Annotated in this window: 16 protein-coding genes, 2 tRNA genes and 1 other RNA gene; 14 read left to right on the top strand and 5 right to left on the bottom strand. The window is 28.4% G+C overall.

Annotated elements, in window-relative coordinates; genetic code table 11:
- Positions 1 to 82: 82 nt before the first annotated feature.
- Positions 83 to 1561, top strand: coding sequence for an N-6 DNA methylase (locus QK892_RS01875; protein WP_317271818.1), 1479 nt, complete (start codon positions 83 to 85; stop codon positions 1559 to 1561).
- Between the two features lie 62 nt (positions 1562 to 1623).
- On the opposite strand, the gene rd is transcribed toward QK892_RS01875, so the two are convergent.
- The gene (rd, locus tag QK892_RS01870; RefSeq protein WP_317271817.1) at positions 1624 to 1788 is read right to left on the bottom strand and encodes a rubredoxin; all 165 of its coding nucleotides are present in this window, start codon (positions 1786 to 1788) and stop codon (positions 1624 to 1626) included.
- Positions 1789 to 1894: 106 nt separating this feature from the next.
- Between rd and QK892_RS01865 the strand changes: the two genes are divergently transcribed.
- On the top strand, positions 1895 to 2197 hold the full coding sequence (locus QK892_RS01865; protein ID WP_317271816.1) for a hypothetical protein: 303 nt from the start codon (positions 1895 to 1897) through the stop codon (positions 2195 to 2197).
- A 68-nt stretch (positions 2198 to 2265) separates the two neighbouring features.
- Here the strand turns inward: QK892_RS01865 and QK892_RS01860 are convergent, their stop codons facing one another.
- Positions 2266 to 3837 carry a DEAD/DEAH box helicase gene (locus QK892_RS01860; RefSeq protein ID WP_317271815.1) on the bottom strand — a complete coding sequence of 524 codons (1572 nt, stop codon included), beginning with the start codon at positions 3835 to 3837 and terminating at the stop codon, positions 2266 to 2268.
- Between the two features lie 459 nt (positions 3838 to 4296).
- A complete protein-coding gene (locus tag QK892_RS01855) occupies positions 4297 to 5025 on the bottom strand; it encodes a lysophospholipid acyltransferase family protein (protein WP_317271814.1) in 729 nt (242 codons plus the stop codon).
- A 154-nt stretch (positions 5026 to 5179) separates the two neighbouring features.
- Here QK892_RS01855 and QK892_RS01850 point away from each other — a divergent pair, with 154 nt between their 5' ends.
- From QK892_RS01850 to ffs, 8 genes are all read left to right on the top strand, one after another.
- On the top strand, positions 5180 to 5965 hold the full coding sequence (locus QK892_RS01850) for a staygreen family protein (protein WP_317271813.1): 786 nt from the start codon (positions 5180 to 5182) through the stop codon (positions 5963 to 5965).
- A 53-nt stretch (positions 5966 to 6018) separates the two neighbouring features.
- Positions 6019 to 6093 (top strand) — tRNA-Arg (locus QK892_RS01845).
- A 219-nt stretch (positions 6094 to 6312) separates the two neighbouring features.
- Positions 6313 to 7680 carry an MATE family efflux transporter gene (locus QK892_RS01840; RefSeq protein WP_317271812.1) on the top strand — a complete coding sequence of 456 codons (1368 nt, stop codon included), beginning with the start codon at positions 6313 to 6315 and terminating at the stop codon, positions 7678 to 7680.
- Positions 7681 to 7777: 97 nt separating this feature from the next.
- Positions 7778 to 9022, top strand: a complete 1245-nt coding sequence (locus QK892_RS01835; protein WP_317271811.1) for an HlyC/CorC family transporter — start codon at positions 7778 to 7780, stop codon at positions 9020 to 9022.
- A gap of 85 nt (positions 9023 to 9107) precedes the next feature.
- The gene (locus QK892_RS01830; RefSeq protein ID WP_317271810.1) at positions 9108 to 9548 is read left to right on the top strand and encodes a nucleoside deaminase; all 441 of its coding nucleotides are present in this window, start codon (positions 9108 to 9110) and stop codon (positions 9546 to 9548) included.
- Between the two features lie 19 nt (positions 9549 to 9567).
- Entirely contained in the window at positions 9568 to 10341 is a 774-nt protein-coding gene (gene lgt, locus QK892_RS01825) for a prolipoprotein diacylglyceryl transferase (RefSeq protein WP_317271809.1), read from the top strand.
- 275 nt (positions 10342 to 10616) lie between these two features.
- Positions 10617 to 10706: transfer RNA gene (locus tag QK892_RS01820), tRNA-Ser, on the top strand.
- Between the two features lie 3 nt (positions 10707 to 10709).
- An RNA gene (gene ffs, locus QK892_RS01815) (signal recognition particle sRNA large type) lies at positions 10710 to 10971 on the top strand.
- A 151-nt stretch (positions 10972 to 11122) separates the two neighbouring features.
- Here ffs and QK892_RS01810 read toward each other — a convergent pair.
- Positions 11123 to 11617, bottom strand: coding sequence for a dihydrofolate reductase (locus tag QK892_RS01810; RefSeq protein WP_317271808.1), 495 nt, complete (start codon positions 11615 to 11617; stop codon positions 11123 to 11125).
- On the bottom strand, positions 11617 to 12408 hold the full coding sequence (locus tag QK892_RS01805; protein ID WP_317271807.1) for a thymidylate synthase: 792 nt from the start codon (positions 12406 to 12408) through the stop codon (positions 11617 to 11619). The genes QK892_RS01810 and QK892_RS01805 overlap by 1 nt, the downstream gene beginning before the upstream one ends.
- A 168-nt stretch (positions 12409 to 12576) precedes the next feature.
- Here QK892_RS01805 and QK892_RS01800 point away from each other — a divergent pair, with 168 nt between their 5' ends.
- The 4 genes from QK892_RS01800 (at position 12577) to QK892_RS01785 (ending at position 14858) form a co-directional block, all read left to right on the top strand.
- On the top strand, positions 12577 to 12939 hold the full coding sequence (locus QK892_RS01800; protein WP_317271806.1) for a helix-turn-helix domain-containing protein: 363 nt from the start codon (positions 12577 to 12579) through the stop codon (positions 12937 to 12939).
- Positions 12940 to 12993: 54 nt separating this feature from the next.
- On the top strand, positions 12994 to 13167 hold the full coding sequence (locus tag QK892_RS01795; RefSeq protein ID WP_317271805.1) for a hypothetical protein: 174 nt from the start codon (positions 12994 to 12996) through the stop codon (positions 13165 to 13167).
- Between the two features lie 295 nt (positions 13168 to 13462).
- A complete protein-coding gene (locus QK892_RS01790; RefSeq protein ID WP_317271804.1) occupies positions 13463 to 13594 on the top strand; it encodes a hypothetical protein in 132 nt (43 codons plus the stop codon).
- Between the two features lie 94 nt (positions 13595 to 13688).
- On the top strand, positions 13689 to 14858 hold the full coding sequence (locus QK892_RS01785) for an MFS transporter (RefSeq protein WP_317271803.1): 1170 nt from the start codon (positions 13689 to 13691) through the stop codon (positions 14856 to 14858).
- The last annotated feature ends 156 nt before the right edge of the window (positions 14859 to 15014 follow it).

Raw genomic sequence — 15014 nt, 5'->3', positions numbered from 1 at the left:
GTCTTTGCAACTATTTCATATTTAGCGTATAATAAATATATATATTATTTTTATGGGTAGTTAATTTAAATGGAGAGAATTTATGGGGAGAAAAGATAAGGTATTAATAGAGAAAATATCAAGTGAAGAATTTATAGACAAAAGGTTAGTAGGATACTATTCTACACCAGATTTCATTTGTGAATATATTAAGAAAAGATTGTTAGAGATAAAGTCTAATGGAAAAGAAGTTTTTGACCCTTGCTGTGGGAGAGAAGAAATGTTAGCTCCTTTCATTAAAAGCAAAATAAAAACATTTGGAGTAGATATAGTTAAATATAAGGAAGATTATAGTTGTGAATTCCTAAATAAAGATTTCTTAGAAATTTATTATGAGAGAGTTAAGGAAGATAAAGATATTGAAACTCTAAATTATGATTATTATACCTTAAATCCCCCATATAATTGTCATGAAGTTAATTACATTAGAGAAAATAAGTCTAAGCTTAGAAGTTTATTTAAAGATGTAGGTATTCATAATATGTACAGCATGTTTATATCAGCCATAATAGATTTATCTAAAAATGGAGCTGTTATAGGAATAATAACTCAAGATTCATTTTTAAGCTCTAAAAGTTATGAAAAGCTAAGGAAAAAGATTATAAATAATTGTTCAATACATGAGATAACTATGTGTCCTAGAGATTTATTCATAAATCAAGGTGCAGATGTAAGGACTAGTATACTTATATTACAAAAGGGCGTTAATTTCCAGGGAAATATAGTGGTGAACAACAGATGTGCAAGTATTGAGGAATTTAAAGCAAAATTAGATCATTCAAACAAGAAAATTTATAAGTTAAGGGACATAATATTGAGCAGTAAAAAGGATAATTATGAATTTATAATTGAATGTCCAAAAGATATTAAGAACTTATTCAACTTACAAAGAATAGCTGATAAATTTAAATGTATTTCTGGAATATCAACAGGTAATGATAAGGAGTTTTTATCTTATGACAGGGGAGACCCATTTACTATACCTTTTTATAAAAATCCAGGTAAAGATAAATTCTTCACTGAAAAAATTATGTATATAAATAAAAATTTCTTAGACTTAGGGGTAGCGATTCCTAATTTCATAGTCAGAAATAAGGAGTTCATATATAAATCTGGTATAATTTGCTCTTCTATGGGAGTTAATTTTAGTGCTTGCAAGCTACCTGATGGTAGCACTTTTGGTGTTAATGCTTGCATTATTTGTGATGAAGAAGATTTATATTGGCTATTAGCATATTTAAATTCAACTTTGGTAACATATTTTGTAAGAGGTGTTTTATTAAGAAGTAATATGATAACTTCCGGTTATGTTTCAAGAATACCTTTATTAAGCTTTAATGAAAAGGCTAAGAGTACGCTTTCTAAACTTGGAAAATCTGCATATGAAAATATAAAAGAAAATAAGGATGTAAATCATATTTTAGAGGATATAGATACAGTAGTGAATAAAGAAGCTATAATTAGTAATGAAACTATAAATTATATAAATGATTTTAGGAATGGATTAATAAAAAAAACATAAAATACATATTACCTTAAAATAATTATTAATATAGAGTAATTAAGATAATATGTATTTATTTATTAATCTTCTAGAACTTCAAACTCATCCTTTGTTGCACCACAAACAGGACAAACCCAATCATCAGGTAAATCCTCAAATGGAGTATCTGGATCTATTCCATTCTCAGGATCTCCATATTCAGGATCATAAACGTAAGTACATGGAACACATACATATTTTTGCATTAATAATACCTCCTAATCTTTCATTCATTAAAATGTATTGGATATGTTATTAAAATATGATATAAATTAATATAAATATATTAAACTTAAGGAGGAAGGTGAAATAGTGAGTAGAAAAACTAGTAAGAATAATGCTTTACTTAATAGCGTAAGAAAAGATACTTCTCCAAAGATTTACTCTTTATTGGTTGACTTAGTTAATGATGATAGAGAAGATTTAGCAGAATTAGTACTTAAAATAGATTATTTATTAGAATATGCAAGTGCATGCATTCGTCAAAAGGATTTTGAAGAAGCAAGAGAAACTTTAAGTAAGATAGAAAATAGAATAAAAATGCTAGACAGAGATAACGTAGATACTGAATATATTAGATATCTTTATGATGGCATAAAAAATAAATGTAAGTAAAAACAAAAAAGATGTTACAAAGTATTTAGTAACATCTTTTTTGTTAAAAATAATATATTTTATTATTATTATCTTTTCCTGTTTGCGACTTCAATATTAACTTTTCTCTTATTAAGTTTACGTCCTGAACATTTATCAATAACTTTATCTTTAACATCTGGAGTTATATTAACAAAAGAGAAGTTCTCTAAAATATCAATATCACCAATAGAAGTTGCTCTTATTCTAGCAGTATCCTTTATAAAAGTAACTAAAGATTTAGGATTAATTCCATCACGTCTACCCACAGATAAGAATAAACGTATATCTTCAGATTTTGGAGCTTCTAATTTATCAGAAGAATAGGTATCAAGTAAGTCATTGTTAAATTGATTCTTAATTAATGCTGCAATAAGGTCAACATTATCAAATTTCTCAGATAGCTCTTTAGCAATAGGAATATATCTTGAGTAATCTGAATCATTAATAGTATTTGTAACATCTTCTAATATGCTGTCTGATTTACTATTAAATATATCATTAACTGTTGGGATAGCTTTTCTAGCTATATCACCCTTAGTAACTGACTTTATTTGCTTAAGCATAGAATATTCCTTTGGAGATACTAATGAATAAGCAATACCTTCTCTATTAGCTCTTCCTGTTCTACCTATTCTATGAACATAGCTTTCAACATCTTGAGGTAAATCATAGTTAATAACATGAGTTATTCCTTCAACATCAATTCCTCTTGCAGCAACATCAGTAGCAACTAAGTAGTTTAATGAACCTTCTTTAAATTTCTTTAAAGTCCTTAGTCTATGAGCTTGAGACATATCTCCGTGCATTCCCTCTACTACATAGCCTCTAGATTGCATTCCTTCCACTAGTTCGTCAACACCTTTTTTAGTTCTACAGAATATTATAGCTGATGATGGTGTATCAAAGTCTAAAACTCTGCAAAGAGCTTCAAATCTTGTCTTATGAGATACTTCATAGAAACCTTGGCTAATTTTAGAAACAGTCATTGAAGTTTTTTGTATTGCTATATGTTTAGCATCTGGTTTCATATATCTTTTTGCTAATTTTTTAATTTGCTCAGGCATTGTAGCAGAGAATAATAAAGTTTGTCTGTTTTCAGGTAGTTTCTTTATTATATCTTCTAGATCATCTATGAAGCCCATATTTAACATCTCATCTGCTTCATCTAAAACTAAGAATTTAATCTTATCTAATTGGATAGTTCCTCTTTTAATATGATCTAATACTCTACCAGGAGTACCAACTACTATGTTTACGCCTCTTTTTAAGGTTCTTATTTGATTATTTATTGGATCTCCACCATATATAGGAAGTATTGCTAATTCGTCATACTTTGATAATCTTTTAAGCTCATCATTAACTTGAATAGCTAGCTCTCTTGTAGGAGCTAAAATTATAGCGCTAAGGCCATCCTTTTTTGAAATGTGGTTAATAATTCCACATCCGAAAGCAGCAGTTTTACCAGTTCCAGTTTGAGCTTGACCTATAAGGTCATATCCTTGAATTGCTACAGGTATTGCCTCTGCTTGTATTTGGGATGGTTCTTCAAAACCTAATTCATCAATAGATTTTAAAAGGGTATCCTTAAGCCCTAAGTTACTAAATTTAATTTCATTCATCTAAAATCCTCTTTCTCTTTATTTAAAATAATATATAATTAATCATAAGCGATTATTTTATATTAAATAATTTAGTATGGACTATAATTGTCAAACATTGAGCCCTAAGTTACTAAATTTAACGTCATTCGTCTAAAAAATTCTTTGTATTTATTTAATTATTTAAAATAATATATAATTAATCATAAACGTTTATTTTATATTAACTAATTTATTATACACTATATTTTAAAAATATGCTCGTATTATTTACTAGTAAAATAAGTAATTTTATAAAAATTATTGAAAAAGCAAAAAGTAAACATTTAAATTAGTCGAATAATGGAAAATAACAATGAAAATTTATGCTTTTATAAATAGGATATATTCATTTAATATATTTTATTATAAAAAGTTTTTTAATAAATATTCAAATAATATATAATAAATAAAGAGGTGTACGTGTACACCTCTTATTTATTATGATTTTGGAAGTTTACTTTCAATTATTTCATAAACTTTAGTAACAAGACCATCTTGTTCTTCTTTACTTAAATTAGATGTTTCAATTGCAGGATGTATGTATAAATCAACATTTGAAGCTTTAACAATCCATTTCTTTTTATTATTTTCCATTATCTTATAAGATCCGTTCATAGTTACCGGAACTATAGGGACTTTAGATTTTGTTGCAAGTTTAAAGCTACCCGCCTTAAATTCACCCATCTTATCGCCTTTACTTCTTGTACCTTCTGGAAATATTACTAAGGAGTGACCATTCTTTAGTATTTTAACTCCTTCAATAATAGCTTCTCCGGATTTTCTTAAACTACTTCTATCCATAAAAACACAATACATGTATCCCATCCAAGTACGAACTCCAGGAATTTTTTTTACTTCAATTTTAGATACAAATCCCTTTAATCCTGGTATCTCACTAATATATATTGGAATATCAAAGCTACCTTGATGATTTCCTATATATAATACATTTTTATCCTTAGGGATGTTTTCAATTCCGTGTACTGTTACCTTAACTCCGGCAACCTTTAATAAGATTCTTGCCCAAATGGTAGATGTTCTATAAGTAAGTTCATCTCTCTTTTCTTCTAAGCCCTTTTTCGTTAGCATCTTAGCTCTTATCATAGCAGGAATGCTTAAAATAAGTGTACCAAAGAAGACTATATACCAAATAATAGATCTAAGCATGCAAATCAAATCCTTTCGATAAATAAAATAACTATATTATAAAGTATATAACAAAGTATAAATATAGAAAAGTTAATTAGTAATTCTTTTATAAGTAACTTTATAAAAGTTGTAAACATACATTGTATATTATTAATAGATAGAGGTGTTAGTTTTGAGTAATACGAATCTCTATAAATTAAAAATAGAGAGAAGCGAAGATATATTAGATGATGGACCTATAATACCAAGATGCTATGAAGTTACTTATTCAAAAGCTTCAAATGAAATGAAAGTAGTGATAGATAAGGATGAAAGCAAAAGTATAGAGGTATATAGAGGAAATGGTCTATGTGGAAGATGGTGCTATGAAAATGATAAGTATATGCTTTTCTTTCAAGTAAGTCTTATTTCTAATAAGAAAGATTATGAGAAGGCAAAAGAGAAAGATAAGTCAATAAGGGAGGAGATTCCATTTATGCTTAATTCAATAATAAAAGCAGAAGAAGAGTTCCTAGAAAGAAACAAAGGTTTATATGATGCTGAAATATTTATAAAGTTCAACTGTTTATATGATGACTTTTATAAAGTGGAAAATTGGGGATATTTAAGAAACTATAGTGATATACAAATTGACGATGAGAAGAAAATAAGAGAAAAAGAACTTAAGAATCAATTATATGCAACTAAAAACCAAATGGATATTTATGAAAATATAATTTTAAATCTATTAAAATCAAATATAGAGACGCAATTATTTCCCATATACGGAAGCAATATTAGGTTTTTAATTAGAGATATGACGATATCAAACATAAGAGAACTAGAGCAAGTAACAGGAACAGATAAAGAATACGAAATGGTGATATCGATTAGTTTGTTGAATGGTAATCAAATAGATGAAGTATTACTGAATGCAAGAGTAAGTCCGAATGGTATAATAATTCAGAAGATTCCATAACTGTAAATATTGACAGAAAGAAAATGTTATTATACAATTTATTTGGTACTTAAGTCTCCATAGTTCAATGGATAGAACAGTCCCCTCCTAAGGGACAGATACAGGTTCGATCCCTGTTGGGGATACCAGTATTTACTCGTAAACCAAGATAATTCATGGTTTACGAGTTTTTTATTTTCATTTAATATTGTTACTTTAATTTGCTATTTTAATGTTATTGACAAGTTAATTTAATTATTAGAAAATAATAAAGTATTTAAGAGCAGATGGGCAGCTAATTACCCATTGCTCTTTTTTTATGTAATTAAATAAAAATAGTAGTATTAATAAATACAGGAGGATATACGATGAAGAAAATTTTAAAAGACAAAGCTTTTATAACGACAATGCTTACATTAGCATTACCAATAACACTTCAAAACCTTGTAACATCATCACTAAATCTTGTAGATAATTTGATGATTGGGAGATTAGGAGAAGAAGCCATTGCAGCAGTTGGACTAGCTAACCAATATTTCTTTATATTTACGCTATGTCTTTCAGGTATAAATGCCGGTGCTAGTGTATTTATGTCGCAGTATTGGGGAAAGAAAGATGTTAAAAGTATTAAGAAGGTACTTGGATTAGATATATCTATAGGTCTTATTGCTTCTATAATTTTTGGAGGAGCAGCCTTTTTCTTAGCTAATCCAATAATGTCTGTATTATCGAAAGATGCTCAAGTTATTGAGCTTGGAGCACAATACTTAAGAATTGTTGCTATTAGTTGTTTATTTACTAACTTTACTCAAGGATTCTCTTCGGCTCTAAGAAGTTCAGAGCAGCCAAAGGCTCCAATGTATGCAAGTATAATAGGAGTACTTTGTAATGCATTTTTAAACTGGGTATTTATATTTGGTAACCTTGGAGTAAAACCAATGGGAGTTGCAGGAGCTGCTTTAGCAACAACTATTGCTAGATCTTTAGAAATGGCTTATATAATTTTTAATGTTTATGCTAAAAATAATGTTGTAGCATCAAAAATAAAAGAATTATTTGCTTTCGATATGAATTTTGTAAGAACTTATTTCAATACATCTACAGCGGTTATAATTAATGAATTATTATGGTCATTAGGAATGACAGCTTATTCAATAGCATATGCACAAATAGGAACTAGTGCAGTTGCAACAATGCAAATTGCAACTACATTAAATAATATGTTTATGGTTTTATGCATAGGCTTAGCATCGGCAGCAGCTATAATGGTTGGTAATAAAATAGGAGCAGATGAAGAAGAGGTTGCTATAGATTATTCTCATAAGATTGGTAGTATTTCTCCTGTAATAGGATTAATTATAGGAGTAGCGGTATGGGTTTTAGCACCACAAATCGTTAAACCTTTTAATGTTGAAGCAAATACTTTTAGAGATGCAGTAACAGTTTTAAGAATTATGGCAGTAATTTGCCCTATAAGATTCTATAATGTAGTTATGATTGTTGGAATATTTAGAGGTGGCGGAGACACTCTTTATTCAACTCTAGTTCAATTAGGAACTGTATGGTTCTATGCTGTACCAGCTTCCTTTATCGGAGCAACATTTTTAGGATTCCCTGTTACACTAGTATATTTCTTAATATGCACAGAGGAATTTATTAAGATTATATTTGAAAGAAGTAGATTAAAGTCAGGAAAATGGATAAATAATGTAGTACAAGAATATGAAGTTGCGTAAAATAAAATAATAAAAAAATAGTAGTTCTAATATTTAGAAATTTATATATGATATAATAATAAATAAAGAGTATTTATTATTAGGAGAGTGAATTATTTTGGACAGTTACACGTGGCAGATAGTAGTATTAATAATATTAATAATATTGTCAGGATTCTTCTCTATGTCGGAAACGGCCTTAATGGCTCTAAGTAAAATTAGAATAAGACATATGGTAGATGAAGGAGTTAGTGGAGCGAAGTTAGTTGCAAAGCTATCTGAGAACCCAAGTAGATTATTAGGAGCTATATTAATTGGTAATAATATAGTAAATATAGGAGCGTCATCTCTTGCTACATCAATTGCAGTAAAACTTATTGGGCCAGGAGGAGTAGGAGTTGTTACTATTATAATGACAATTTTAGTTCTTATATTTGGAGAGATAACGCCTAAGTCTATAGCTAAACAAAATTCTGAAAAAGTTGCATTAAGGGTTAGTAAGCCTATAAATATTGTAGTTAATATCTTTAGACCATTAGTGGCAGTATTTACAGGTATATCTAGTTTATTTATAAAACTATTAGGTGGAGATCCTAAGGCTAGTGAACCATTTATTACAGAGGAAGAATTAAAGACTATGGTTGGGGTCGGTAAAGAAGAGGGGCTGCTTGAAGATGTTGAAAAGGAAATGATATTTAATGTTTTTGAGTTTGCTGATTCTCAAGTGAAGGATGTAATGGTTCAAAGAGTAGAGATAGTAGCCGTAAATGTTGATTCTACTTATGAAGAAGTTATTAATGTAATTAAAACTGAACAATTTTCTAGAATACCAGTTTATAATGAAAATATAGATGATGTTATAGGAATATTAAATGTTAAAGATTTAATAATGGCATCTCAAAGTAAAGATAATTTTAAAGTGTCTGATTATATGAGAGAGCCTTATTATACATTTGAGTATAAAAAGATATCTGAACTATTTAAAGAAATGAAAAAATCAAGAAATCACATGGCTGTAGTGTTAGATGAATACGGTGGTAATGTTGGTATAGTTACTATTGAAGACTTGATTGAAGAAGTAGTTGGGGAAATTGAAGACGAATATGATGATGAAGCCGATAGTGATATAATAGTAGTAAAAGAAGATGAATATATAGTTGATGGTAGCGCAAGATTAGATTATATCGGAGACTTAATAGGAGTTACTATGGAATCTGAGGAATTTGATTCTATAGGAGGTTTAGTAATTGGAGAATTGGGTAGATTCCCTGAACAAAATGAAGAAGTTAAAGTTAATAATATTAAGTTTGTTGTAGAGGATATTGACAAAAATAGAATTAAAAAGGTTAGAATATTTACTTAAAATGTGTTATAGAACAATTTAAATTAATCTGGAGTTGCTTGGGCAGCTCCTTTTTATAAAACTTTTTATTAAGGAGAAGTGTATTATGGATTACATGGATCTCGCAATAAAAGAAGCTGAAAAAGCTTTTTCTAAGGGAGAAGTCCCTGTTGGTGTAGTAATAGTTAAGAATGGAGAAATAATAGCGCAGAAACATAATTTAAAAGAAGTAATGAAGCTTAGTACCGCCCATGCTGAAATTCTAGCCATAGATGAGGCTAGTAAAAAACTAAATAATTGGAGATTATCAGGTTGTCATATGTATGTTACATTAGAGCCTTGCCCAATGTGTGCTTCAGCTATTGCACAAAGTAGAATATCTAAGTTGTATATTGGTACATTCAATAAAGATATGGGAGCCTGTGGCTCGACTATAAATTTATTAGATTATGATATATTTAATTGGCAAGTTGATGTAAAATGGTGTTATAATCAAAAATGTAGTAATTTACTTACTTCATTTTTTGAAAATAAGAGAAAAAAATAAATTAAGAGGAGGTAGTGAGATGAATCCAGTAGCTTTTGAGCTTTTTGGTTTAGAGATTAGATGGTATGGGTTAATAATATCCATGGGAGTCTTAGCTGCTATGTTATTAATATACATATTAGCTAAGAAGAAAAATCTTAGTTACGATATAGTAATAGATGCATTTTTAATTACATTTCCTATATCAATTATAGGAGCGAGATTATATTATGTAGCTTTTGAATATCAAAACTATCATTCTTTTATGGATGTAATAAATATAAGGAATGGTGGAATGGCTATACATGGTGGTGTTATAGCAGCTTTATTATCAGGATATGTTTTTGCTAAATATAGAAAAATTAACTTCTTGAAATATGTAGATATAATAATGCCAGGTGTGATTTTGGCACAAGCTATAGGGCGTTGGGGAAATTTTATGAATCAAGAGGCGCATGGAGGTCCTGTTTCTCAAGAATTTATCAGTAAATTTCCAGAGTTTATACAAAAGGGGATGTTGATAAATGGAACTTATTATCAACCAACTTTTTTATATGAATCAATTTGGAATTTATTGGTTTGCGCAATATTAGTTTACATAGTTCTTAAGAAAAGAGAAGGAAAAGACGGAGTTGTGCTTGGTGGATATATGATCTTATATTCAATAGGTAGATTCTTTATTGAAGGATTGAGAACAGATAGCTTAATGGTTATGGGACTAAGAACAGCGCAGATTGTAAGCTTACTTGGAATAGTTTTAGGGGCAGTATTAATTGTATCTGTGAGTAAAAGGAAAAAGTCATACTACAATTAATATAAGCTGTAATTACTAATTATTTCCTGTTATTAATAACTGAATTTTGGTTAAAATAAAATAATGAGGTGATTATATATCACCTCATTATTTTATTAATTAATCATATAAAAAATATATTAAAATTCATTTTAGAAGTGCTACCAGGTTTTAATTGTTGCAATATTTATTTGTATATGATAATATATAGCAGTAGTTCAAATTAAGTAACTATAAGTAAATTTAAAAAATTATGTTATTAATTCATTTAATAAATAATTTATTTAATTTAATATGGAGAGATGTCCGAGTGGTCGAAGGAGCACGCCTGGAAAGCGTGTATAGGGGAAACTCTATCAGGGGTTCAAATCCCCTTCTCTCCGCCATGGCCGTGCTAGATGGGGAGTTAGCGGTGCCCTGTAACCTGCAATCCGCTATAGCAGGATTGAATTCCTAGCCTAGGCTTTAATTTGTAGAGCCTGCCTATGCAAGTGGTGTTGATGGCAAGGTCCCATACGACGTAAGTGCATGAACCTCGTCAGGTCCGGAAGGAAGCAGCGATAAGTGATTACTGCGTGTGATATGGATAAATCTTGTCAGAGCTAACTACATAGTAACGTCTATAGATTACTGTCGAAGCTAGGTGCACGGTTTAATTTTAGGCCTTTCTTGAAAGAAGGGTTTTTTTAATGTAAATATAAAATTTATAAAATAATTATTTATAGGTTACTCTTCAATAGGATTAACATACAATAGGACAAAGAAAGCGAGGGAATTCCTTTAAGGAACGCCCTCGTTTTCTTTATAATTTTCTTACTAAGTCAATGAAATCAAAGCTTAAGTTATCAGCTTCATTTATAAAAATTTCAGATTGATACTCAATAGACCAATCTTTAAAATTGATTTCAGGGAATTTAGTATCTCCATTAAAATCCTTATAAACTCTAGTTAAATAAAGTTTTTTAGTTTTAGGTAAAAGAGTTTTGTATATTTCTCCTCCACCGATTATAAAGACTTCATCAGTAGAGTTTTCAAATCTATCTATAATAGAGTTGATATCGTTAGCTATTTCAACATCAGCTGAATCAACTTTATAATTTTGATCCCTTGTAATAATAATATGATGTCTATTAGGTAAAACTTTTGGTAAAGATTCAAAAGTTTTTCTTCCCATAATTATAGTATGACCAGATGTAATTTCCTTAAATCTCTTTAAGTCATTAGATATATGCCATAAAAGCTTATTATCACCACCGATTACATCATTGCTTGCTTTAGCTACTATAATTGATAACATTATACACTTACCTCCATTTTAATAGGATCATGGTGTTTATAATCTATAAGTTTTACATCATCTACAGTGAAATCGTAAAAGTTTTTAATTTCAGGGTTTATCCAAAGTTTTGGAGCTTCAAAATCTTCATTTTCTCTAGTAAGTTGAAGCTTCATTCCTTCAATTTGATTTTCATAAATATGAGCATTGTTAATAACATGTGTAAATAATCCAGGTTTAAGATTAGTTACCTGAGCTATTAAATGAACAAGCACCGCATATTGACTGGTATTAAATGGAACTCCTAATGGCATGTCTCCGCTACGCTGGATTAACATACAATTTAGGTATCCATCAGTTACATCCCATAAGGTTTGATAACAGCAAGGTTGTAAAGTCATCTCCGGTAAATCTTCAATATTCCACATAGACATAATCATTCTTCTGTCTTGAGGATTAGTTTTTAAAGTTTCAATAAGCTTATCAACTTGATTAAATTTTGCAATTTGGTATCCATAAGCTTTACCAATAGTATTGTTTTCATCTACCCACTCATCCCAAATATGGACATTTTGCTCTTGAAGTTTTGTAACATCATTTGATTGATCTCTATATATCCATAGCATTTCCTTTATGGCTGTTTTAAATGCCACTTTTTTAGTTGTTAGAATAGGAAATTCATTTTGTAAGTTAAACTGCATGATTTGATGTGGCAGCTTATATGTAGGCATTCCAGTTCTATTATTATCATAATATCCATTATCTAAGATATCCTTAACTATAGATAAGTACTTTTTATCATATAAACTCAAATATATCCCTCCTTATTTTAAACTAAGATTATTGTACTATAAAAGTAATAATCTAAAAATAGAAAAAGTTAAAATGTTGTTTAGTATTAAATTAACTTAAATTACATTATATGGTATAATGTGAGTTAGAAATAATTGTAATAGATAGGTTTTTAGGGGGGAGAATCAATGTCGAAGGATAAACTTTTACCGATTGCTATTTTCTCATTAGCAATTTCTATTATTATAGCTGCATCTATAATTTCAAAGGGGATTGAGAATAAAGGTAGATATATAGGAGATGGAGTTTTTCAAGGATTTAATAATGTCAGTAATACTATAAGAGATATTAACTTAAATAATGAAGAAGATGATAAAGGGGTTTTTAGCTCAGAAGAGTGTTCAGAATATTTAGGGATATCAGAAGAAAGACTAATGCAAATTATGAATAATCAGGAATCTAAGATACCTTATGTTAAGGTTGGAGAGAATTTTATATTTAGCAAAAATGCATTAGATAAATGGATAGAAGAATCAAATTTTAAAATGTAGTCTGACAATATAGTTATAATAATAGAAAGTATTGAAAATTTAAGGGGGAAATTAATGATCATATATAGAGGTCCTAGATATTATTTAATTGATGTGTTTTTATTATCTATAGTCATATTTTGGATTGGGGTATCATTACTTGGGACAAATGATGGAATGATAAGTTATTTATTATCAGTAATAGTTTCCGATTTAATATTAAAAAATAAAGGAAAAATTAAGTCCTAGGTAGCAGCAGGGGAATAATATTAATGAAGGATTAATTAATATAAAAAGCATAGTCTTATATAGTACAGGGAGAACTGTAATACACTGTGAAGAAAAAAATGCAATAAAATGAGGGAATAAATATTTTGATTAGGATTATATGGTGTATTTTGTAAAATTAAATACGAAAAATTCAGAAAAAGATATGTAGTATAAAATACTACCTTTCTCCCTCTGTTTTTTTACTTGAAATTTTAATAAAAATACTTTATTATTATCTTATGATATTTGGAAAATAGAAAGGAGAAATAGGACTGTGAGATTTCTTATAAAAATTTTGAAATATGAAATTTTATCTAGTAGTTCAAAATCAAAAACAGCAACAGTTTTTGGAAATTGGATTACTATAACCTTTTTTAAAAGGAATCTGCAAGAAACTATTTCTTAACTTGCAAAGATGGTAACTCCAATTAGACCCATTTATTTATATTGGGTCTTTTATTATGCCCAAAAATGTAAAAAAGTAGTTGGAGTTGATTTTAATGAATAAAATAAAAAATAATATCAAAATAGAGTATTTATATAGATTCTTTTCGTCCTTTGATATAACCTCTGCAATTTGGGTGCTATATCTAGGGTATAAGGGGATGACATTAGTTCAAATAGGGTTACTTGAAGGAATATTTCATATAACAGGATTTCTATCAGAAATTCCAACAGGAGCATTGGCAGATTTATTTGGTAGAAGAAAAATTATGATAATTGGCAGAGTGGTATCATTAATATCTGCAATTATTATGTTGTTTTCTAATTCATTTTTAGGTTTTGCAATTGGATTTATATTATCAGCATGGGGATATAACTTGAATTCAGGATCTGAAGAAGCTTTAATTTATGACACCCTTAAGACATTAAAAAGGGAAGAGGAGTATTTAAAACTTAATGGAAGAATAAATTTAATTATAGAAGTTTCGCAAGGACTAGCGGTATTTATTGGTGGGCTTCTTTCTCAAATAGACTTTTCAATTAGTTATATTACAGCAATTATAATAGGAATATTTTCTTTAACTATTTCTTTTAAGTTTGTAGAAGTAGATATAAGAGAAGAACATGAACAAAGAATGTCATTAATAAATCATTTTAAAACATCTATTAATTTATTAAAAAATAGTAACTTTCTTTTTAATATATTAATGTTCTTTCCTATAATATATACATTTTCAGCTATAATATATTTTTATGGTCAACAATTTTTAAGTGATGCTGGTTATTCAAGAATAAGTATTTCTATAATCTTTTTATTTAATGGAGTACTTTCATCTATAGGATCAATTATTAGCCATAAGATATATAGACGATTTAAAAATATGGGATGGCTAACTATATCTATGATGATTAGTTTTTTAATAATACTAATGGGACTATTACCAGAAAAATTATCTATATTAATTTTTCTGCTTATAGGTTTTTTAACAGCAATACTTCAACCTATTAGTAGTAAATTGATAAATTCTATTGTTAAATCTGAACAAAGAGCAACTATAATTTCAGCAGAAAGTATGTTTTATTCTTTAATGATGATAATATTATTTCCTGTATGTGGATTAATAGGTGATATATTTTCTTTAGATTTTTCATTTAGGATTATTGGAGTTGTAGGTATATTAATTGTATTTATTGAGCTACTTATTATAAGGAAAAAAATCGAATAAAACTGTTTAGAAGACTCAAGGATAATTTCTTGAGTTCTTTTTTATCATTAAGTAAGGGATTTATTTCAAGCAAAAGTAATTTATATTCTTTTATAGGAAAAAATATTAAATGTAAGCGCATTTGTTTAAAATTTAACAAGTAAAAATTACAATATT

It is taken from the genome of Clostridium lamae (assembly GCF_033043255.1).
Taxonomy (GTDB): Bacteria; Bacillota; Clostridia; order Clostridiales; family Clostridiaceae; genus Clostridium; species Clostridium lamae.
The sequence above is the reverse complement of the archived record's forward strand: the minus strand, read 5'-3'. Positions and strand labels throughout refer to the sequence as shown.